This window comes from Pseudoclavibacter sp. 13-3 (assembly GCF_021168475.1).
In the GTDB taxonomy this organism is placed as follows: Bacteria; Actinomycetota; Actinomycetes; order Actinomycetales; family Microbacteriaceae; genus Pseudoclavibacter_A.
In genome coordinates this window covers 703,421-724,502 of the sequence record NZ_JAJOZT010000001.1, presented here as the reverse complement: position 1 = coordinate 724,502, position 21,082 = coordinate 703,421, and the positions used below count along the sequence as shown (strand labels likewise).

Here is a 21,082-nt window from a genome sequence, read left to right as displayed (position 1 = left end):
AGTGTCGTGCACTTTGGTTCGTTAGTCAAGTGATGAACCAAATAACCTGACCGGTCACCCCACGTCAGATGCCGACCACGTGCGCCCATTCCAGTCCCAGTCCGGCCGGGCTGGCATGCGCAGATTGCCGCGGTGGATGCCGAGCCCGATCCCTGGGCTCCCGAAATTCCGCAGTGCGCGCCGAATCTCCGCAGATCCACGCAGGTTCTGCGCATATTCGTGCGGAGGCGCGGTGATCTGCGCAGGGTGGCTCGCCGAGTCAGCTGATGCAGGTGAGCGAGCGCTAGTCTGGCAGCATGCCTGACACCACCACTGCATCCGTTGCAGCCCACTCACCGGCGATCGAGACGCGCAGCCTTGACGAGATTCTGTACCCGGCGCTGGAGCCATACCAGACCGAGCATCTCGATGTGGGGGAGGGACAGCGCCTGTACGTCGAGCAGTCGGGCAACCCGCACGGAACACCGGTCGTGTTCGTGCACGGCGGCCCCGGCGGCGGCACGAGCCCGTGGCAGAGGCGGTTCTTCGATCCAGCCGTGTACCGCATCATCCTCTTCGATCAGCGTGGATGCGGGCGCAGCACCCCGCATGCGGCTGACGGCGCCGACCTCAGCGTCATCGACACCGCCCGGCTGGTCGCTGACATGGAGTGCATCCGCGAACGCCTCGGCGTCGAGCGGTGGCTCGTCTTCGGCGGGTCATGGGGCTCGACGCTGTCGCTGGCGTATGCCGAAGCCCACCCCGAGCACGTGATCGGACTCGTGCTGCGCGGCATCTTCCTGCTGCGGCGCTGGGAACTCGACTGGTACTACAACCGCGGAGGCGCGCAGAATCTGTTCCCCGACCTCTTCGACGCCTACGAATCAGTGCTGCGCGAGCATGCGCCGGATGAACTCGCCGGCGACCACATCGAGACGTTCCACCGGCTGCTCAATGGCTCCGATCCGGAGGTGGCCCTTCGCGCGGCGCTCGCCTGGTCGGCGTGGGAGGCGAGGACCAGTCACCTGCTCATTCCCGACGAGCCTGTGCAAGCCTCGCAGCAGCTGGCCGAGCATCGCCGGTTCGCGCTCGCGTTCGCGCGCATCGAGAACCACTTCTTCGCGAACGCCGGGTTCATGCGTGAGAACCAGCTGATCGATGAGGCTGATCGCCTGGGCGGGATTCCCGGCGTGATCGTGCAGGGCCGCTACGATGTGGTGTGCCCGCCGCGCAGTGCCTGGGAGCTGCATCGTGCCTGGCCGCAGTCACAGCTCACCTTTGTGCCGAACGCCGGCCACGGATCGAACGAAGCCGGAATCGCGGCCGGGCTGATCGAGGCCACCGATGCGTTTCGCGCGCTGCGGTGACCGATTCAGTCTTCGTAGGCAGGTGCGACGCCGACCAATTCGCCGAGCAGGCCGATGTCGATGACGCTGAGTTCACCTGCATACCCCTTGGCCGGGCGCTGCAGCAGCCCCGCCTTCGCCGCGCCGAAGGTGACGGTCAGGTCGGCGTGCAGCACAGTCGGGTCGGGCACCTCGCCGGTGTCGGGGTCGATCCCGCTGGGAATGTCGACGGCCACGACCATCGGGCGGATGCCATGGGCTCGATCGCCTGACGCGTCTCGTGATGCCTGGGCCGAGGTCGATGCCGTCGTCGTGAGCGATGCGGTGTCGAGACTCTGCACCGGAAAATCGCTGCGTTCGCCGACCACCTCGTTCACCGCCTCGACCACGGCCCGAGCCGTGCCGCGCAGAGCCGCTCCGGGGCCCGGTCTCGTGCCGGTGCCGAGAATCCCGTCGATGACCACGTCGCTCGTCTCTGCCGCGGTGCGAGCGGCTTCGACACAGGCCTCTTGGGGGGATCCGACGGGAACGGCCAGCCGCGCACCGGCATCTTCGGCAGCGGACAGACCGGAATCGTGCACTCTGTCAGCCGTCGGCACGATGCGCACATCGGCACCCGCATCAGCGAGTCGACCGGCCGCGAAGAGCGCGTCGCCGCCGTTGTCTCCCGCCCCGACGAGCACCAGCACATGCGCATCGGAGATCACGATACTGTGATCGTCAAGCAGGCCACGAACCTCTTGAGCGAGTGCGGTCGCTGCCCGCTGCATCAGTGGCAGCCCGGCTTCGAGCAGCGGCTTCTCGGCAGCACGGATCTGTTCGGCGGTGTATCCCCTCATGCTCTCTAGTATGACGGCTGCGATCTCAGTGCTGTTCAGCGAAGCGCGTCGGCTTCGAGGGCCTGCAGAATCGCCTTGGCCGGCGCGCCGCCTCGATAACCGCCCAGACTGCCGTCGGCCCTCGTCACGCGGTGGCACGGCACGATCACGGGCACGGGGTTGCCCGAGCAGCCCGTGCCGACGGCGCGCACCGCCTTGGGCCGCCCAAGTCGTTCGGCCAGGGCGGTGTACGTCGTGGTGGTGCCAAACGGCACCTGGCGCAGCGCCTGCCGCACTTCGAGGTAGAACCCCGATGACAGCGCATCGTCGATCGGCACGGTGAACGTCTGCAGCCGCCCCGTGAAATACTCCCGCAGCTGTGCTTCGGCCGCAGCCAGGTGACGCACCGATTCATTCCCGATTCCCTCGTCGGCGATCAGTCGGTCCGGACGAAGCCGGTCGACCAAGTCGGTGAGCACGGAATCGATGCTCTCAGCGGCGAATGCGACGCGCACCACGCCGCGTTCGGTCGTCGCCACCAGCAGCGGGCCGATCGGCGTCGACACGACTGATGACGTCAGCTCGTTGCGGTGCAGGGTGCTGGCACGAGGCGCACCACGTGGATGCTCGCTGTGGCTCGCGGTGTCAGGCGTCGGTGCCGGGGTCTCTGTCATCGGATTCATGCATTGAGTCTGCCGCACCGGCAGCCGCCTTGACAGTCCCCTCATGTCGTCTGTGCACAAGTCCAGAGCCGCGGGCCAGCTGTGCAGAATCGGCATCACCGCAGAATCGGCCCGACGTCGCGCGAGCGCTTCAGCTCGAAGAACCCGTCGACGCTGGTCGTCAGGGAGAGCCCGTCGTACAGCCGCAAGGCAGCATCCCCGGTCGGAGCAGGCGACACCACCGGCCCGAAGAACGAGTGCCCGTTGACGGTCAGCACCGGTGTGCCGACGTCGGTGCCCACACGCTCGGCGACATCCCGCTGGTTCGCAGCCAGAGGAGCATCCCCCGCGTGCCGCTCGTCGAAGAGTGCCGCGTCGAGTCCGGTCGCCGCCAGGCTCTCACGAGCCACAGCCTCGACGTCGGTGCGGGCATCCAGATGGATGCGCCGGCCCATCTCGTCATACAGCGCCTTGACCGCAGCGCTGCCGGCGCGCTCGCCGACCAGTGCGACCAGCGGGCAGTACTCCTTCGACCGTCGAATGCCGTCGGCATGTTCCGGGGCGGGCGTGGCGTTCGCCGGCAGCAGCGCGAGGCTCATCACCCGCCAGGTCACCTCGAGGTCTCGCAGCCGCTGCACCTCGGTGAGCCAGCGAGAGGTCATCCATGCCCAGGGGCAGATCGGGTCGAAGAAGAACTCGACGGGTGCGTCCGCCTGCGCCGTCGCGCTCGATGTCGTGGTCGGTGCGGTCTGAGTGGTCTGTGCGGGGAGTGCCATGGGGTTCCTCTCGAATTCACGTCGGTCATGTGCGACCGGCGTGCGTTACCGTGCGGTCGCGTCGTGGTCGACTGCCTCGTTGGGGCCATCAACGTGCTTGCCGCCGTCGAAGAGCTCGACGAGGGCGTCGAGAAAGCCGATGACGGCTCGCTGCTGGTCGTCGTCGAGAGCAGCGGCCAAGCCGATCATGCGGGCGTGCATGTCGCCCAGCGAGCGGCGCACCTCCCGGTGCGCGGCTTCAGTCGACTGCAGCAGCTGGCCGCGTCCGTCGAGGGGGTTCCTCGATCGCGTCACGAACCCTGCGGCCTCGAGGCGTCCGAGCAGCTTCGTCGTCGCTGCACTGGTGACGTCGAGATGAGCGGTGACGTCGCCAGGAGTCGTCGCCACACCGCAGCGCTCGCGCGCCACGATGAGTCGCAGCGCTTCCATGTCGGTCGCATTGAGCCTCATGTACCGCTCGGATCTGTGACGCATTGCCTGGTCGGCGCGTCGCAGACGACGAACCGCTTCGAGCACCTGACGGGCGCCGTTCTCGGTGCGCTCGTCATACCAGTACGAGTTCGGGCGGCGATCGGTTCCCGCGATGGGCTGTGGGGATGGTGCGCCTGTGGTCTCCCCAGTTCTCTCAGACATCGTGTTCTCCTCCGTGCAGCGATGCGCGCCAAGTCGCGCCGCCCTGCTCCGAGCCTACTGGGCGAACGGGCTTCGAGTTGGAAATCTTACTAAGTTAGATATAGTTGCGTTGTACGTCAGCCGTCATCGCCGGCTGTTGAAGGAGACCACATGTCCGCGCGCCCGGCATCGACCACAGCCAACCGTCATGTCGCCGAGACGACGCACGCACAGGTGACGTCGATCACCTTGGCCGACGTCGACGAACGGCTGCAGCAGCTGATGGACGAGAGTCTGCGGAAGGCGGCACAGGTCGACGATCGTTTCGTACAGCTGTGGCAGGCGCTGCGAACCGGCATCGGGGGAGGCAAACGCGTTCGGCCGGCGCTGCTCATCGATACCTTCACGGCCTTGGGCGGCCCCGAGCAGCACCGCGAGGCCTGCATCGAGGCAGCAGCAGCCCTTGAGATGCTGCACGCAGCCTTTCTGCTGCACGACGATCTCATCGACGGCGATCTGCTGCGACGCGGCCGTCCCAACGCCATCGCCGAGTTCTCGGCACGGGGAAACGCCCATGCGGCAGGAGCGGGCAGCAGCTGGGGGCTCGCGGCAGGAGCGCTCGGAGGGGATCTGCTGCTCAGCTCAGCCATTCGCCGCCTGGCAGGTGTGCGAGTCGAAGATCGGCTGCGAGAGCGGCTTCTCGACGAGTTCGACGAGACGATTCACCTCTCTGCCGCCGGTGAGCTGGCCGACGTCACACAGTCGCTCAGGTCAGAGGAGACGCAGTCGACGGTCCGTCTGCTGCCACCCGAGGTCCGCCCTTCACACGGCAAGAAGACACGCTGCACGGTGCAGCAGAACACAGCCCCGTCGTCGAGGTCGACTGCGCCGGCTCAGGTCGCATCCGTGCCACCCCTGGCCGACGATGCGCTGTCTCAGATCGAGCAGACCCTGGAGCTCAAGACGGCGCGATACAGCTTCGTGGCTCCCGTGCGCATCGGCGCGATGCTCGCTGGCGCCGATGCGCGGCAGATCGCGCATCTCAGCGATATGGCTCGACACGCAGGCATCGCCTTTCAGCTCACCGACGATCTCATCGGCGTCTTCGGCAACGCTGAGATCACCGGAAAGAGCACCAAGGTCGACCTGCAGCGCGGTACCCGCACCGCGCTCATCGCCGTCGCGCAGCACACGGCGGTGTGGGCAGAACTCGAGACCATGATCGGTGACCCCACCCTCGATGACGCACGGGCGTGCCGAGCGCGCGATCTGCTGAACGCCTGCGGTGCCCGTGAGGCGGTCGAGCTGCGAGCCAGGGACCATCTGCACGTCAGCCGCAGGCTGCTCGAAGACGAGTCGCTGTCGGAGCGCCTCAGAGACTGCATGCAGACCCACCTCGACGCGATAGCGGGGAGGCAGCGATGAGAGAGACCGACGCACAGCGATACCAGCGCACGGCCATGCAAGCCGCTGCACTCGTGGTCGAGCGGTACTCGACGTCGTTCGGGCTCGCCTGTCGACTGCTCGCACCTGCGCTGCGGCCCGAGATCAGGGCTCTCTACGCACTGGTGCGCATCGCCGACGAAACGGTCGACGGCGCAGCAGGGCAGGCCGGGATGTCTGCAGTACAGCAGGGCAAAGCCCTCGCCGCGCTCGAAGACGAAGTCTATGAGGCGATCCGTGACGGCCACAGCACGAATCCCATCGTGCACGCCTTCGCCAGCGTGGCACGCCGCCGAGGCATCGACACCGAGCTGATCGCGCCGTTCTTCGCATCGATGCGGCGTGACCTCGACCCTGCACCGTTCACGGCGGCAGAGATGCCGGCATACATTCACGGGTCTGCCGAGGTCGTCGGGCTCATGTGTCTGGCCTGCTTCGTCGAGGATCCGGTCGCCTGCGCACGGCTGCGCGAGGGGGCACGTGCTCTGGGCTCCGCCTTTCAGAAGGTGAACTTCCTGCGTGACCTGGGCGACGATGTGCTCGTGCGTGGTCGAAACTACTTTCCCGGGGTCGTCGCGGTCGCCGAAGACCGGCAGCCGGGGCGGCTCGAAGATGAGCCGCCCGCTGCGCAGACGTCCGTGCAGACGACCCTGCAGACGACGGATGCTGCAGCGCGCCCGCATCGCAGCATCCGGCTGACCGAGCCCGCCCGAGATGGCATTCTCGACGATATCGACGCTGAGCTCGCCCAGGCCGGTGAGGCGATTGCCGAGCTGCCGGCCAGCAGCAGACTGGCCGTCGCCAGCGCGCATGCGCTGTTCTCCGAGCTCTCCCGGCGCCTTCGGCAGACGTCGGTCGACGGGCTCGTGACCAGACGCACGCGGGTGCCCGGGTGGCGCAAGGCGCAGATCGTGGCGCGGTGCATGGTGCATGAGCGCATCGTCCGACGGCACGGCCGCGCGGTGGACCGCTCGACGGCATCGCAGTCGCTCGACGGTAGCAGAGGATGAGACGGCATCAGCGATCAGCGCAGAACCGCGGGCAGCGTGCGGTGGTGATCGGCGGCGGCATCGCGGGTCTGGCGTCGGCTGCGCTGCTGGCGCGTGACGGGCACACCGTCACGCTGCTCGAGGGGCAGGATGCGATCGGCGGCCGCGCGGGAACCTGGCAGCACGAGGGGTTTCGCTTCGACACCGGGCCGAGCTGGTACCTGATGCCCGAGGTGTTCGACCACTTCTTCACGCTGTTCGGCACAAGTGCTGCGGAACAGCTCGATCTGACGACGCTCGATCCCGGATATCGAGTGTTCTTCGAGCCGTCGACGCCGGGTCAGGCCGCCTCGCGGCTCGACATCGCTCGCTCGCGCAGCGCGAACCAGGCCGCATTCGAAGCCGTCGAAACCGGCGCGGGAGAGGCGCTCGGCAGATATCTGGACTCGTCGGCGATGACCTACCGCAGTGCCAAGAAGCACTTTCTCTACACGTCGTGGCAGCGACTGACACCGCTGCTGCGGCCGGGGGTGCTGCGCGACATCCGGCGTCTTCCGGGGTTGATGACGCAGACGTTGGAGGCCTTCGTGGGGGCGCGGTTCGCCGACCGCAGGCTGCGCCAAGTGCTCGGCTACCCGGCGGTCTTTCTCGGCACGTCGCCCGAGCGCACCCCGGCGCTCTACCATCTGATGAGCCATCTCGATCTCGACGACGGCGTGCGCTATCCGCAGGGAGGCTTCACGGCTGTGATCGCGGCCATCGAGCGCGTCGCCCGTGAGGCGGGAGTGACCATCGTCACTGATCGGCGGGCGATCTCGATCGACACGCGGGGTGGGCGCCGGCAGGGCAGCGGCTTCGCGCGGCGGCGGCGCGCTCAGGCGACGGGCGTGACCACGGTGGACCATACCGGTCGTCGCCGCCGACACCTCGCCGAGATCGTGGTGTCGGCGGCAGACCTGCACCACACCGAGACCGAGCTGCTGCCCTCGCATCTGCGCACCTACCCGTCGTCGTGGTGGCAGCGTCGCGACCCTGGCCCGGGCGCGGTGCTGGCGATGCTCGGGGTGCGCGGCGGGCTGCCGCAGCTCGAGCATCATTCGCTGTTCTTCACCGCAGACTGGAAGACCAATTTCGACACCATCTTCGCCGATCGCTGCGGCGTTCCCGACCCCGCATCCTGTTACGTGTGCCGACCGAGCGCCACTGACGCATCCGTCGCACCGAATGGCTGCGAGAACCTGTTCGTGCTGATTCCCGTCGCGGCAGACACCCGGATCGGTGCCGGGGGCGTCGACGGCGCAGGAGCCCCGGCCGTCGAGGCTGCCGTCGACCGGGCGATCGCACAGATCTCTGAGTGGGCAGACATCCCCGACCTCGCCGAGCGCATCGTGGTGCGTCGCACCGTCGCGCCTGCAGACTTCGCGAGAGACCTCAACGCCTGGCAGGGAGGCGCACTGGGGCCCGCCCACACCCTGCGCCAGAGCGCGCTGCTGCGTGCCCGAAACGCCTCGCGCAAGGTGGCGGGGCTGTACTACGCAGGCACGTCGAGCATCCCCGGGGTCGGCCTGCCGATGTGTCTGATCAGCGCCGAGATCATGCTCAAGCGTGTGCGCGGCGACACCTCACTGGGGCCGCTGACCGAAGGCGCTCAGAAGGCCACGGCAGGGGGTGACCGATGAGTGCCGCGTATCTGATTCTGCTGCTGCTCTCACTCATCGGCGTCGCCCTGCTCGACCGGCGATGGCGACTCTTCGTCTGGCGTGCACCCGTCACTGCGGCGCTGGTGCTCGTCGGCGGCGTGGCGTTCTTTCTGATCTGGGATCTGCTCGGCATCGCTCACGGTCACTTTCGGCAGGCCGACGGGCCGTGGCAGCTCGGGGTGCTGCTGGCGCCGGAGCTGCCGGTTGAAGAGCCGGTGTTCCTGCTGCTGCTCTGCTGGTGCGCGATGCTGCTGTGGTGTGCAGCTGCGCGGCTGCTCGAACGGCGGCAGCGATGACCTATCCTCAGCTCAACCTCATCATGCTCGCTGTCGCGGCCGCTGCAGCTGCAGCGGCGGTGCTGTGCGGGGTGCTGCGCCGCAGAGACGGTCGGCGCGCTGCGCCGCATCCGCGTCACACTCCTCCGCACACCAGGCCGTTGTCGGCAGCACCACGCATCACCCGTGCGCTCGCAGCATTCGCGATCGCGCTGACTGGCCTCGCCGTGCTCACCGCGGTCTTCGACAACGTGATGATCGCCGCGGGGCTGTTCTCCTACCCCGACCAGGGCCGCACCGGTTGGCAGATCGGCCGGGCCCCGATCGAAGACTTCGCCTACCCCCTCGCCGCCCTGATACTGCTGCCAGCACTGTGGCACCTCATGCGAGACCATGAGCGCACCGCGCGCACGGTGCTGCTCTCATCACGGCCGGTGAGCTGGATCAACACGGCGTTTCCGTTCGCCGCGGCATTCTCACTCGGCGCCGGCGACGGAGCCCGTCAGAGCGCCGTGCTGGCCGCGGGCTCCTGGCAGACCCTGGCGCTGGTGGCGGGCACGCTGCTCTTTCTGGTGCCGTACAACCTGCTCATGTACGGCATCAACGACGTGTTCGACTACGAGAGCGATCTGCGAAACGCCCGCAAGGGCGGGGCGGAGGGCGCCCTGCTCGAACCCCGACTGCACCGCGCGGTCATGATCAGCGGTGCGATCTCGGCCGCGCCGTTCGTGCTGCTCGTGCTGTTCGCAGCCTGGCACCTCGGCACGTTCGCGGCCAGCGCGATCGTTCTCGCGGCGAGCCTGTTTCTGGTGGTCGCCTACTCGGTGCCGGGGCTGCGGTTCAAAGAGCGGCCCGTCGTCGACTCGGTCACCTCGAGCCTGCACTTCGTCACCCCGGCCGTGTTCGGTCTGGCCGTCGCCGACGTCGGTCTCACCTGGCCGCTGGTCGCGCTGTTGGTCGCCTTCGGGCTCTGGGGCATGGCCAGTCATGCGTTCGGCGCGGTGCAGGATGTCATGCCTGATCGCGAGGGCGGCATCTCGTCGATCGCGACAGTGCTGGGAGCGGCGCGAACGGTGCGGCTGGCGCTCTGGCTCTGGGCGGCGGCTGGCGCGCTGACGCTCGTCACACCGTGGCCGGGGCCGCTCGGTGCGCTGCTGGTCGTGCCGTACATCGCCGCGGCATGGCCGTTCCGGTCGATCAGCGATGAGCACTCTGCACAGGCCAACGCCGGCTGGCGGCGTTTTCTGGCGATCAACTACGCCTGCGGATTCTGCGTCACGATGCTGCTGATCTGGTGGGCGTCGCTCACACGGTGAGCAGCGGCCGACTCAGGCCAGACCGCCGGGTGAGACCTGGTGCAGGCGCAGCAGCCAGCGTCCGTTGCGACGAACCCAGACTGACGAGTGGGCGGCCACCGTCGGTGACCGAGTCTCGTATGTCACGATGGCAACGTCGTCGGTGACGGCGGATGCCGCTGCCGACCTGAGCTGATCGCCGGCGGCCGGCAGCAGAGCGCGTGAGCCGATGATGCGGCACCCCTCGTCGAGCAGGTCGCGACCGGTGGCGAGGTCACGAGAGCCTCGGGCGTCGGCGAGCAGCCGTTCGGCGGTGAGTGCGTCAGGGGCAGTCGAGCTCGACGATGTGGCCTCTGACGAGGCGTCGGTGATCGACGGGGTCGCAGCCGATGCGGCGAAACCGGGCCCGGCATCCACCGCACGACCCGCCTGGATGGCGAGGGCGGCACCGTGCGCGCGTTCGTCGGCGGCCTCGTTCATGTGATGCCCGGCGTGCCCCTTGATCCACTCGAAGCGCACGTCGCGACCCTGCAGGGCCGCATCGATCAGCTCGAGCTGATCGCGGTTGAGCACCGGCTTGCCGTCAGACTTCTTCCACCCCTTGCGCTTCCAGCCGGGCATCCACTTGGTGACGGAGTTGATCACATACTTGCTGTCGCAGAGGATGCGCAGCGGCTCGTCGCGGTCGGCCGTCGCCTGCAGCAGCTCGAGCACGGCCTGCAGCTCGCCGCGGTTGTTCGTGCTGTGATCCCAGCCGCCGGCCGCCCAGTGGTCGTCGTCGACATACCAGGCCCAGCCGGCGGGGCCGGGGTTGCCGAGAGCTGATCCGTCTGCAGAGGCGATGATGGTCATCCGACTATTCTGCCACTGGCCGGCGGCAGCAGACTTCGTCGTCTGATCATGAACGACGCGGCTCTCTGCTGCAGTTCTGCTCAGATGCGGCCCCGGCGCGGAACGTCACCGTCACGGATGACGTCAGCAGACTGCTTGTGCAGCAGAGCATCGCACGAGCGGAGAAAAGGCCAATCGGCATTCGACGCCGCAGACCACATCGAGGGGCAGTGCTTGTCCTTCTGATCTCGTTGCTCGTGGGTGTTCCAGGGGTGGCTGTCGGTGCTGGCTTCCTCGCGCAGACGGGCATCTTCGGCAACTCGTCGGCCTCGACCGAAGAAGACGACACTGAATACATCAACACTGGATCGCATGACTATGAGAGCTATGCCGTGGCACAGTGGCCGGCCTACATCGTCCTCCCCGCACAGTACGACAGCACCCGATTCGCAGCAGCAACAGCCGCATACCTGAAACCTGCAGACGGTGCGCTGGTGCAGAAGACCACGGTCATCTGGACGTTCGAGGACGCGGCCCGGTACGCCTGGATGCGTGAATGGCTGGACGCTGACACCCGGAGCGACCGTCCTGCAGCGGCCCGAGCAGCCGACATGCTGACTGAGGCAGCATCCTGGCCGGCGACCGTCCGCGCTGACGGAGGAGGCGTCGTCGACCACTTCTCTGACGTTGCGCGAGCAGCCAGAGACGGTGACCGTGCGACTGTCCAGGATGACGCGCTCAGATACGCAGATGACGATCAGGCCATTCTGGAGCAGGCACGATGATGCATTCTGGTCTCCGTCACGCTGATGCAGCGCATCCCACGCGGAACACCCCTGATACGCCTGCCTCAGACAGCATCGAAGCTTTCTCTTCCCGAAGCTGTGCAGCGAAAACTGTGGTGTCTCGGCGGTTTCACCACAAGAATCGCTGTCTGACCAAGGCTGTGCTGCATTGCCAACAAAAGCGACGTAGCGAAGAATCGCGACATGCCAAAGGCAGCGCTACATTGCCAAGGCGAGGTGTGCGATCAGCTGGCGGTTCCGCGTCTTGACTTTCTGCCGTGTTGAGCCATCAGGCAGCAACCCCACATGCAGCAATGGCACGTCGGTGATGACGAGAACTTGGCCAATCGTCGAGGTATCTGCAGGCATGTATGTCTGATTCAGAAGGTGCTCTTCCGAACCTAGGGGAGAGTCGCAGAGGCCGCACCCCAAGGCCTTGAGGCGTGCCTCGGCACGCACCCACGTGCGAGTCAGCTCATTCTCGGCACCATCAGAAGACGTCGCGGCAGCAGTTCGGTGCGACACCGCGGAGTTCTGCAGCGCCTCGCTGATCTCGTGACCGAGCGGTCGTGGCAGCGCATCTGTCAGCAGCATCTCTCGCAGCCGGTCGGTAGTCGGCCTGTCGAACGTGCACTCGACGTCGACGCCAACCGGGCGAGAACTGATGGCGATCAACGCCAGGTCGTCAGTGTACGAGACTGAGAACCGGACTGGTGCCTTGACCGGTTTTTCGGTGAGTATCGCGGTGTGAACCTCTGGAGAAGAGCTGCTCACGGCGAACACAGGGCGGCCATGATCGGGGTCGGCGCAACGCGGGCAGGGCATCCGGGCGAGAGGCACCTCAGCCGCCGGGCAGTTCAGGCGCATGCCGAGCTCTTGACGCAGTCGTGTGTGTGCGGCGATGAAGAGGGCTTTGCGCGCGGGATGTCGCAGGCGAGCGGCACGACGCTGTTCGTCTGCATCGAGCAGAGCCCAGCCGTCGGGCTTGGAGGCGGGGGATCGGTGTTCCAGACGCGACGAAGCACTGACGGTGATGAGATCGATCAGGACACCGGCCGGAGTGGTGGTCATCAGCGGCAACATCCTCACTCGAGTGTCGTCGCAGCATCCGAAGACAATGCTGCCTCCCCCGAAATCTTCGCACGAGCAGCGGAATCGTCGCACTTTCGGCCCATTCCTGCGTCGTTTGGGGTGCGGCTGCGGTGTTGTGCGTGGGGAACGACCATTGGTTAGGCGGCCTCACATGAACACGAGCCCGGGGCAACATCATCGGTGCGTGTCTGAGTCTGATCACCGTCTTCCTGAGCATCACAGCAGTGCTGTCGTTACTTGTCTGGGCAGAATCGCCTTGATCGGTGTTTCGCTGACGATTCTTGCCGGAGCAGGTTGACTGCATCGGCGCACGAAAGCCACGGGTGTGCCAGTCTGGCCGTTCGATGTGTGTTTGACGTGCCAGAACCACACAATCGAGCCGTGAACCTGCCCCTTCCAGTCTCATCTCTCAGCGCCCACTTCTCGAACCTGTGCAGCGAAATCTGTGGTGTCACGGCTGATTCACCGCAAAAACCGCTGCACAGCGACCGCAAAAACCGCTGCACAGCCAAGGCGACGTGTGCGACCAACTGGCGGGGGAGGGGCGGGGAGGGGGGAGAAGAAGAGCAGCAGAGAGGGGGGGCAACGCTCTGCCGTGCAGGGGCGCAGGGGCGCAAGGGTCTCACGCCCCGAACATATCACCGACGGTCTCGAAGATGAGTTTGATGTTCAGCACGGTCAGCACGCCGGTCGCGAGCCATCCGAGCACCACGGCCCACCGCGGGTTCGCGAAGCTGCCCATGATCTTCTTCGACGAGGTGAACCAGACCAGCGGCACCATCGACACGGGCAGTGCGATGCAGAGAAACACCTGAGAGTTGACCAGCAGGTTGTCGAGGGCCTGCTCGTCGCCTCCGTACATCACCGTGCAGATGATCACCGGAATCACCGCGATCGTTCGGGTGATCACGCGGCGGGCCCACAGCGGCATCCGCATCTTGATGAAGCCCTCCATCACGACCTGACCGGTCAGCGTGCCGGTGATCGTCGAGTTCTGGCCCGAGGCGAGAAGGGCGACGGCGAAGAGCGTGCTGAGCACAGGGCTGGCGACGGCACCCGCGAGGCTGGAATCCTTGAGCGCGTCGTACAGCGCGCCGAACGTGCCCAAGTCGCTCTCGACGCCGAAGAACAGAGCCGCACCGAGCAGCAGCAGCAGACAGTTGATGATGAACGCGGCCGAGAGCTGGATGTTTGAATCCCACGTCGCGAAGCGCACCGCACGCCTTTTCTCGACGTCGTCTTCGCGGGCGTAGTCGCGCGACTGCACGATGGCAGAGTGCAGGTACAGGTTGTGCGGCATGACGGTGGCGCCGACGATGCCAAGGGCGAGAGTCAGCTGCTCAGGTTTGAGGATGTCGGCCTTCGGCACGAAGCCGGCGAACACCTGCGGCAGATCAGGCTGGGCGATGACGACCTCGTAGATGAAGACGACCATGATCGTGAGGATGAGCGTGACGACGATGGCCTCGATCTTGCGAAAGCCGATCTGCAGCAGCAGGAGCAGCAGAAACACGTCGAGCACTGTGAGAATGACGCCCACCACGAGAGGCATGCCGAAGAGCAGGTGCAGAGCGATGGCCGCACCGATCACTTCGGCCACGTCGGTGGCCATGATGGCTAGCTCGGTCACGATCCAGAGCACGAAGCCCGTCTTTCGCCCCGTGTGCGCCCGCGTCGCCTGGGCGAGATCCATGCCTGTGACGATGCCCAGCTTCGCAGCCATGTACTGCAGCAGCATCGCGGTGAGGCTCGAGATCAGGATCACACTGAGCAGCAGATAGCCGAACTGCGAGCCGCCGCCGATCGAGGTCACCCAGTTGCCGGGATCCATATATCCGACCGCGACGAGCGCACCGGGGCCGCTGTATGCGGCGAGCGTTCGCCAGAACCCGGCATGGGCGGGCGGTGTGCGCACGGTCGAGTTGATCTCTTGCAGCGACGGCCCGTTCGCCGGCTGAATCAGTCGGCTGCGCGAGCCGTCTGCCCGTTTCGGACGCGTCTCAGATTCGATGGACATTTCGCGTGCTCCTCTACATGCACTCCCGGTGATCACGAGCCGCAGGCTCGCGCATGGTGGGCGAGCCTTGCACGTCCATCTGCAATTAGTTTTACCACATTGAAGAGAAAAGTTCGGCCACCCGAACAGTTTGGGTTACGGTGGATGCTGTCGCTGCAATCCCGACCGGGTGCGCTGGCATGAGAACGAATAATCGATCGTCTGTGAAAGGACACCTGTATATGTGGGCAAAATCAAGACTCCTGCGCGTCGTGACCGCGACTGCCGCCGCGACGGTGGTGGTCGCATCTCTGAGCGCCTGCACCTCCAACGGCGGCAGTGAGCAGAAGTCGGCTGACGGCGACGGCAAGCCTCTCGTGCTCACCACGTTCACCGTGCTTGACGACATGGCCGAGAACGTGGCCGGCGACCATCTGAAAGTCGAGTCGATCACGAAGCCCGGCGCTGAGATCCACGACTACGAACCGACCCCGAGCGATATCAAAGAGGCCTCGAAGGCAGACCTGATTCTGAACAACGGCTTGGGCTTGGAACGCTGGTTCGAGAAGTTCACCTCTGACTCGAAGGCCAAGCGCGCCGACCTCTCTGAGGGTGTCGATCCGATCGACATCAGCGAGGGCGAGTACAGCGGCAAACCGAACCCCCATGCCTGGATGTCGCCGAAGAACGGGCAGATCTACGTCGACAACATCGTCAAGGCCTTCAGCGACCTCGACCCCGACCACGCCGCCGACTACCGACAGAACGGCGAGAACTACAAAAAGCAGCTCCAGGGCGTCTCGGACAGTCTGGAGCAGCGCCTGTCGAGCGTTCCCGAGGGGCAGCGCACTCTGGTGAGTTGCGAAGGAGCCTTCTCGTACCTGACCCGTGACTCGGGGCTGAACGAGATCTACATGTGGCCGGTCAACGCCGAGTCAGAGGGCACGCCGCAGCAGAAGGCCGACGTCGAGAACAAGGTGAAAGCCGCAAACGTGCCTGTGGTGTTCTGCGAGTCGACCGTCAACACCTCGGCGATGGAACAGGTGGCCGAGGCCACCGGCGCTCGCTTCGAGACTGATCCCGAGCACCTGCTCTACGTCGACTCGCTGTCTGAGAAAGACGGTCCGGTGCCCACGTACGTCGAGCTGCTCAGGCATGATGCTGACACCATCGCCGATGGTCTGACCGGAGCCAACGCACAGTGAGCATCGATGCTGCTGACGACGGTATCTCCGTCGACGACCTGAATGTCTCGTATGGCGCCGTGCGCGCCCTGCGAGACGTCTCGGTGCATATCAAACCCGGCCGCATCTGCGGTCTGGTCGGCATGAACGGTGCCGGCAAGTCGACGCTCTTCAAATCACTGATGGGCGTCATCCCGATTCACAGCGGCAGGCTCTCGTTTCTCGGGGAGTCGTCGGTCACGGCGCGTCGCGCCGGCATGATCGGATACGTACCGCAGCATGACGACATCGACACGACGTTTCCTCTGAGTGTGCAGGATGTCGTCATGCTCGGTCGCTATGGCTACCAGAACTGGCTGCGTCACCCGCGCGCGGTCGACCGCGAGGCGGTCGCTGAGGCGATCGAGCGCGTCGAACTCACCGGTCTCGCCAAGAGGCAGATCGGTCAGCTCTCTGGGGGCCAGCGCAAGCGCGTCTTCGTCGCCCGAGCCTTGGCGCAGCATGCACGTGTGCTGCTGCTCGACGAGCCCTTCGCCGGCGTCGACAAGCGCTCTGAGGCCACGATCGTCAGTGTGCTGCACGATCTCGTCGCCGACGGCGCGACGATCCTGGTCGCCACGCATGACCTGCACTCGCTGCCGGCGCTCTGCGCCGAGTCAGTGCTGATCAATCGCACGGTGCTCATGCACGGTGAGACCAATGCAGTGCTGGAGCCGCAGAACTTGGCTCGAGCGTTCGACCTGAGCGCCGATGAGGCCAGAGAGGTGATTCGATGAACGACCTGCTCTCACTGCTGGTCGAGCCCTGGCAGTACGCATTCATGCAGCGCGCGCTGATCGTGGGCATGGTCACCGCACTCGTCTGCGGTGTGATCAGCTGCTGGCTCGTGCTGATCGGCTGGTCGCTGATGGGCGATGCGATCTCGCACGCGGTGCTGCCCGGCGTGGTGCTCGCCTACATCTGGGGTGTTCCCTTCGCCGTCGGCGCTCTGCTGTTCGCCGCGATCGCCGTCACGCTGATCGGCGGCATGCGCGGGCAGCGGCTGGTGAAGGAGGACGCCGCCATCGGTATCGTGTTCACGACGCTGTTCGCCTTCGGTACGGTGCTGATATCGATCACGCCCAGCCAGACCGATCTGAACCACATTCTCTTCGGCAACCTGCTGGGCATCACCAAGACAGACATGTGGCAGGTGATCGTTCTCGGCGCGATCACTGTCGTCGTGGTGCTGTTGAAGCGTCGTGACCTCACTCTGTTCGCCTTCGATCCCACTCACGCTCGTTCGCTGGGGCTGTCGACTCGCGTGTTGAGCAGCCTGCTGCTCGGTGCGTTGGCGGTCACCGTCGTCGTGTCGTTCCAGGCAGTCGGTGTGATCCTTGCGGTGTCGATGCTGATCGTGCCCGGGGCCACCGCCCGTCTGCTCACGTCGAGCATCTGGCGGATGCTCTGGCTGGCACCGCTGATCGCTGCGGTATGCGTGTTGGTCGGCATTCTGCTCAGCTATGCGTTCGACACCTCGTCGGGCGGCATGATCGGGGTTGTGCTGGGTGTGGCGTTCGGCATCGTCTATCTGTTCGGGCCGTCGAGTGCGCTGCTCACGATGCTGCGCCGTCATCGCAGCGGAGAAGAGGCCGAAGCCGCCCTTCGTGAAGAGAACGAAGAAGTGGAACTCACCCCGACGCGCTGAGAGAAGAGGTGACACTGCGCTTTCCAGAGCCACAGGCTGATGTCGACGATCCCACAGAGTCGTCGGCATCAGCCTGCTTCTCTCGCAAGAAGTCTGGTGTCTCTGGTCTGTCTCTTCGGCGTGGCTGGCTCTCGTGGCCCAGAAGCGGTGAATACTACATGTAGTGGGTTGAGTCGGATGTAACCACTACATATGGATACTGAGTGAACAGATGAGGTATGACGAGTGATGCAGGTGACGACAGCTGCGACGGTGCGAGAGCTTGCGACGAACGAGTCGCCAGAGCTGGTCTATTTCTCCAGCGTCTCTGAGAACACTCGTCGGTTCGTCGACCGCGTGGGTCACGATGCCGTGCGCATTCCGCTGCGCCCCCGCATCGAGGGCCTGTTGCGGGTCTCGCGCCCCTTCGTGCTGGTGCTGCCGACGTACGGCGGGGGAGTGCGCAACGGCGCCGTGCCCAAACAGGTCATCGGCTTTCTCAACGACCCGGTCAACCGGGGTCTGCTGCGCGGCGTGATCACCGCGGGCAACACGAACTTCGGCGAGTACTACTGCTACGCCGGGCCGATCATCGCGACCAAGTGCCAGGTGCCTGAACTGTATCGATTCGAGCTGCTGGGCACCCAGCGCGACGTCGAGCAGGTCGACAACGGCCTGACTCGGTTCTGGCACCAGACGCACCAGGGTGACTTTCGCGTCCCCAGTGCGCCCGACGAGGCCGGCTGCAGCGCTTACCGCGTGAAGTGAGGCGAGGCAACCCTTTCTTTCATTGCTGCCACTGATTAGGCTGACCGAAACGAACTGGTGGCCCGACCACATTGGCGTGTGGGCCGCTGACAGCGATTCACAGGAGAGTGGCGAACATGGTGACGAGGCAGTTTCCCAAGCCCAGCGAGATCTTCGATCTGCTGCATTTCAAACCCATCGATCTGAACGGTCGCCGACGGCGGCTCAACTCGGCGCTGACCATCTGGGATCTGCGCCGCATCGCAGCCCGTCGCACGCCCCGTGCGGCCTTCGACTACACCGACGGCGCGGCCGAAGACGAGATCTCGCTGCGTCGTGCCCGGCAGGCGTTCCGTGACATCGAGCTGCATCCGTCTGTGCTGCACCCGGCGACGGATGTCGACACGAGCTGCGAGATCTTCGGCGGCCCGTCTGCGCTTCCGTTCGGCATCGCGCCGACGGGGTTCACCCGCCTGATGCAGACTGAGGGCGAGGTCGCCGGAGCCGGTGCCGCAGGCGCTGCCGGCATCCCGTTCACCCTGTCGACTCTGGGCACCACGTCGATCGAAGACGTCAAGGCGGCCAACCCCGACGGGCGCAACTGGTTCCAGCTCTATGTGATGCGCGATCGTGAGATCAGCTACGAGCTCACCCGACGCGCGGCCAAGGCCGGGTTCGACACGCTGTTCTTCACCGTCGACACCCCGGTCGCCGGGCAGCGTCTGCGCGACAAGCGCAACGGCTTCTCGATTCCGCCGCAGATCTCGCTCGGCACCGTCATCAATGCGATTCCACGGCCGTGGTGGTGGTGGGACTTCCTCACCACGCCTGAGCTGGAGTTCGCCTCGCTGAGCTCGACCGGCGGCACGGTGGGCGAGCTGCTCGACAGCGCGATGGACCCCACCATCAGCTTCGACGACCTCGACGTCATCCGAGAGATGTGGCCCGGCAAACTCGTGATCAAGGGTGTGCAGAACGTCGAAGACGCGAAGAACCTGGTGGCTGCGGGCGTCGACGGCATCGTGCTCTCGAACCACGGCGGCCGCCAGCTCGACCGCGCGCCCGTGCCGTTCCAGCTGCTGCCCGACGTGGTCAAGGCCGTCGGCGACCGCACCGAGATCGGCGTCGACACCGGCATCATGTCAGGGGCCGACGTGGTCGCGGCGATCGCCAAGGGCGCGAACTTCACGCTCATCGGCCGCGCCTACCTCTACGGTCTGATGGCCGGCGGCCGTCAGGGCGTCGATCGCACGATTCAGATTCTGCGCGACGAGATCATCCGCACCATGAAGCTGCTCGGCGTCTCGTCGCTCGACGAGCTGAACCCCGGTCACGTCACGCAGCTGCGTCGGCTGACGCGCGACGAGCGCGAGGCGAACGGTGCGCAGGCAGCTGCGAGCGAGCTCCAAGCGAAAGCCGAGCGCGAGGCGGCCGGCGCCAAGAAGTGAGCCGCGTGCTCAGCAGCTGAGACAGAGGGGCGTCCGGGCAGCCGGCGCCCCTCTGTGCTGCCTTGGGGCCGGGTAAGGAGTTGAGCGCCCGGCCACCAGCGCCCGGCCCGCGGCCGTCTGCGCCTGCCGCGGTGCAGACGCTCAGCGTATTCACAGCGCAGTCATGAGTCGTCGGAATGTGCGCTGACCACGATGGGTAACGCTCGGCCGGCATGCCAGCAGACGCCAGTTCAGAGGTCGTCGGTACCACGGCATCCGCCGCGCAGAGCGAACGAAGCAGAATCTGAAGCAGACAACGCGGCCATGCTGTGACATGGCCAGAGACGGGAGAGTGGCAGCGTGCGCAAGTGGCTCACAGCCGGAGTGATCGCGGTGACGATGGTAGGACTGGCCGGATGCTCGAACGGGTCGAACGGCATCGACGTCACGGGCGACTTCGGCACGGCGGCGGCCGTCAGCGTCTCAGGCGACGTCGACACCTCGAAGGTGCAGACCAAGACTCTGATCGACGGTGACGGCGACACCGTCGGCAAAGACGACAACGTCGAACTCGGGCTGGCGCTCTACGACCCGACCAACCAGAAAGACCTCTCGCCTTACAACACCACGTCGGGCCTGACATCGTGGAAGCAGTACTTCAGCTCGCTGCCCGACCAGATCGACGGCAAGAAGATCGGAACCCGCCTGAGCATCACGGGCAGCGCCTCCGACCTTCTCGGCGCCGGCAACGCAAGCAGCTACTTCGGGCTCGACGACTCCGACCCGCTGGCTATGGTGGTCGACGTCATCGGCCAGGTGCAGACGAGCGACCCCGAGCTCTCCGACACGTTCAGCGATGCCGACTTTCCCACCGTGACGCTCGACGACTCCGGAAACCCGACGACCACGATCACGACCGGCATCTCACCGAAGACCACACAGGTCAAGGTGATCAAGCAGGGTGACGGCGAGACGGTCGCGGAGGGCAACAGCGTGTCGTTCCACTACCAGCTCACCAAGCTGCGCGACGGCAAGCAGGTCGAGAGCAACTACGGCGGCGACGCGGCAACGAGCACGGCAGACGAGACGGGGCTGATCCCCGGATTCGTCAAGGCGCTGGTCGGGCAGAAAGTCGGCTCGACGGTGGTGGCTGTGGTGCCGCCGTCAGAGGCGTACGGCAGCAGCGACGGGGCGGTGATGCAGCATGAGACCCTGGTGTTCGTGCTCACGATCGACTCGACCGGGCCAGCCAGCGACGCCTCGACCTCGACAGGAGAGTAAGACTCAGCGAAAAGGCAGCCGAGCCGGTGATCGGGTTGACCGATCGCCGGCTCGGCTGCTCTTTGGGTACACCGACTGGTGCTGTTCGGTGCGCCCAAGGGGATTCGAACCCCTGGCCTTTGGTACCGGAAACCAACGCTCTATCCAGCTGAGCTATGGGCGCAGAACGCACGCACCC

At 65.8% G+C, this 21,082-nt stretch carries 20 protein-coding genes and 1 tRNA gene; 13 read left to right on the top strand and 8 right to left on the bottom strand.

What is annotated here, in order from left to right:
- The first annotated feature begins 296 nt into the window (after nt 1-296).
- Nucleotides 297-1,346, top strand: coding sequence for a prolyl aminopeptidase (gene pip / locus LRX77_RS03220; RefSeq protein WP_231831395.1), 1,050 nt, complete (start codon nt 297-299; stop codon nt 1,344-1,346).
- A gap of 5 nt (nt 1,347-1,351) precedes the next feature.
- Here pip and LRX77_RS03215 read toward each other — a convergent pair whose 3' ends face one another.
- The 4 genes from LRX77_RS03215 to LRX77_RS03200 all read right to left on the bottom strand — a co-directional run bounded on the left by LRX77_RS03215 (nt 1,352) and on the right by LRX77_RS03200 (nt 4,214).
- Nucleotides 1,352-2,164 (bottom strand): NAD(P)H-hydrate epimerase, encoded by an 813-nt coding sequence (locus LRX77_RS03215; RefSeq protein ID WP_231831394.1) that lies wholly within the window; start codon nt 2,162-2,164, stop codon nt 1,352-1,354.
- A 35-nt stretch (nt 2,165-2,199) separates the two neighbouring features.
- Nucleotides 2,200-2,826 carry a methylated-DNA--[protein]-cysteine S-methyltransferase gene (locus LRX77_RS03210; protein ID WP_231831393.1) on the bottom strand — a complete coding sequence of 209 codons (627 nt, stop codon included), beginning with the start codon at nt 2,824-2,826 and terminating at the stop codon, nt 2,200-2,202.
- 95 nt (nt 2,827-2,921) lie between these two features.
- A complete protein-coding gene (locus LRX77_RS03205; protein WP_231831392.1) occupies nt 2,922-3,581 on the bottom strand; it encodes a mycothiol-dependent nitroreductase Rv2466c family protein in 660 nt (219 codons plus the stop codon).
- A 45-nt stretch (nt 3,582-3,626) separates the two neighbouring features.
- Entirely contained in the window at nt 3,627-4,214 is a 588-nt protein-coding gene (locus LRX77_RS03200; protein ID WP_231831391.1) for a MarR family winged helix-turn-helix transcriptional regulator, read from the bottom strand.
- 150 nt (nt 4,215-4,364) lie between these two features.
- On the opposite strand from LRX77_RS03200, the gene LRX77_RS03195 reads away from it, so the two are divergent.
- The 5 genes from LRX77_RS03195 to LRX77_RS03170 are packed head-to-tail and all read left to right on the top strand — an operon-like array spanning nt 4,365 to nt 9,916.
- Nucleotides 4,365-5,618: a polyprenyl synthetase family protein gene (locus LRX77_RS03195; protein ID WP_231831390.1), complete on the top strand. Its 1,254-nt coding sequence runs from the start codon at nt 4,365-4,367 to the stop codon at nt 5,616-5,618.
- Entirely contained in the window at nt 5,615-6,646 is a 1,032-nt protein-coding gene (locus LRX77_RS03190; protein WP_231831389.1) for a phytoene/squalene synthase family protein, read from the top strand. The genes LRX77_RS03195 and LRX77_RS03190 overlap by 4 nt, the downstream gene beginning before the upstream one ends.
- Entirely contained in the window at nt 6,643-8,304 is a 1,662-nt protein-coding gene (crtI, locus tag LRX77_RS03185; RefSeq protein WP_231831388.1) for a phytoene desaturase family protein, read from the top strand. Before LRX77_RS03190 ends, crtI begins: the two co-directional genes overlap by 4 nt.
- The gene (locus LRX77_RS03180; RefSeq protein WP_231831387.1) at nt 8,301-8,621 is read left to right on the top strand and encodes a lycopene cyclase domain-containing protein; all 321 of its coding nucleotides are present in this window, start codon (nt 8,301-8,303) and stop codon (nt 8,619-8,621) included. Before crtI ends, LRX77_RS03180 begins: the two co-directional genes overlap by 4 nt.
- Nucleotides 8,618-9,916 (top strand): prenyltransferase, encoded by a 1,299-nt coding sequence (locus LRX77_RS03170; RefSeq protein WP_269453602.1) that lies wholly within the window; start codon nt 8,618-8,620, stop codon nt 9,914-9,916. The genes LRX77_RS03180 and LRX77_RS03170 overlap by 4 nt, the downstream gene beginning before the upstream one ends.
- Before the next feature lie 12 nt (nt 9,917-9,928).
- On the opposite strand, the gene LRX77_RS03165 is transcribed toward LRX77_RS03170, so the two are convergent.
- The gene (locus LRX77_RS03165; RefSeq protein ID WP_231831386.1) at nt 9,929-10,747 is read right to left on the bottom strand and encodes a ribonuclease H family protein; all 819 of its coding nucleotides are present in this window, start codon (nt 10,745-10,747) and stop codon (nt 9,929-9,931) included.
- Between the two features lie 251 nt (nt 10,748-10,998).
- Here LRX77_RS03165 and LRX77_RS03160 point away from each other — a divergent pair, with 251 nt between their 5' ends.
- Entirely contained in the window at nt 10,999-11,511 is a 513-nt protein-coding gene (locus LRX77_RS03160; protein WP_231831385.1) for a hypothetical protein, read from the top strand.
- Nucleotides 11,512-11,730: 219 nt separating this feature from the next.
- Here LRX77_RS03160 and LRX77_RS03155 read toward each other — a convergent pair whose 3' ends face one another.
- Together LRX77_RS03155 and LRX77_RS03150 are read right to left on the bottom strand one after the other, a co-directional pair.
- Nucleotides 11,731-12,582: a 4'-phosphopantetheinyl transferase family protein gene (locus LRX77_RS03155; RefSeq protein WP_231831384.1), complete on the bottom strand. Its 852-nt coding sequence runs from the start codon at nt 12,580-12,582 to the stop codon at nt 11,731-11,733.
- A gap of 643 nt (nt 12,583-13,225) precedes the next feature.
- Nucleotides 13,226-14,620 (bottom strand): Nramp family divalent metal transporter, encoded by a 1,395-nt coding sequence (locus LRX77_RS03150; RefSeq protein WP_231831383.1) that lies wholly within the window; start codon nt 14,618-14,620, stop codon nt 13,226-13,228.
- A 221-nt stretch (nt 14,621-14,841) separates the two neighbouring features.
- Here LRX77_RS03150 and LRX77_RS03145 point away from each other — a divergent pair, with 221 nt between their 5' ends.
- The 6 genes from LRX77_RS03145 to LRX77_RS10465 all read left to right on the top strand — a co-directional run bounded on the left by LRX77_RS03145 (nt 14,842) and on the right by LRX77_RS10465 (nt 20,904).
- Entirely contained in the window at nt 14,842-15,804 is a 963-nt protein-coding gene (locus LRX77_RS03145) for a metal ABC transporter substrate-binding protein (RefSeq protein ID WP_231831382.1), read from the top strand.
- Complete coding sequence (locus tag LRX77_RS03140; protein WP_231831381.1) at nt 15,801-16,559, top strand: metal ABC transporter ATP-binding protein; 759 nt, start codon at nt 15,801-15,803, stop codon at nt 16,557-16,559. The genes LRX77_RS03145 and LRX77_RS03140 overlap by 4 nt, the downstream gene beginning before the upstream one ends.
- Entirely contained in the window at nt 16,556-17,470 is a 915-nt protein-coding gene (locus tag LRX77_RS03135) for a metal ABC transporter permease (RefSeq protein ID WP_231831380.1), read from the top strand. The genes LRX77_RS03140 and LRX77_RS03135 overlap by 4 nt, the downstream gene beginning before the upstream one ends.
- Nucleotides 17,471-17,698: 228 nt before the next feature.
- On the top strand, nt 17,699-18,217 hold the full coding sequence (gene nrdI / locus LRX77_RS03130) for a class Ib ribonucleoside-diphosphate reductase assembly flavoprotein NrdI (protein ID WP_231831379.1): 519 nt from the start codon (nt 17,699-17,701) through the stop codon (nt 18,215-18,217).
- A gap of 116 nt (nt 18,218-18,333) precedes the next feature.
- Nucleotides 18,334-19,644, top strand: a complete 1,311-nt coding sequence (locus LRX77_RS03125) for an alpha-hydroxy acid oxidase (RefSeq protein ID WP_231831378.1) — start codon at nt 18,334-18,336, stop codon at nt 19,642-19,644.
- A 339-nt stretch (nt 19,645-19,983) separates the two neighbouring features.
- Nucleotides 19,984-20,904 (top strand): FKBP-type peptidyl-prolyl cis-trans isomerase, encoded by a 921-nt coding sequence (locus LRX77_RS10465; protein ID WP_231831377.1) that lies wholly within the window; start codon nt 19,984-19,986, stop codon nt 20,902-20,904.
- An 89-nt stretch (nt 20,905-20,993) separates the two neighbouring features.
- On the opposite strand, the gene LRX77_RS03115 is transcribed toward LRX77_RS10465, so the two are convergent.
- A tRNA-Arg gene (locus LRX77_RS03115) sits at nt 20,994-21,067 on the bottom strand.
- Nucleotides 21,068-21,082: the final 15 nt, after the last annotated feature.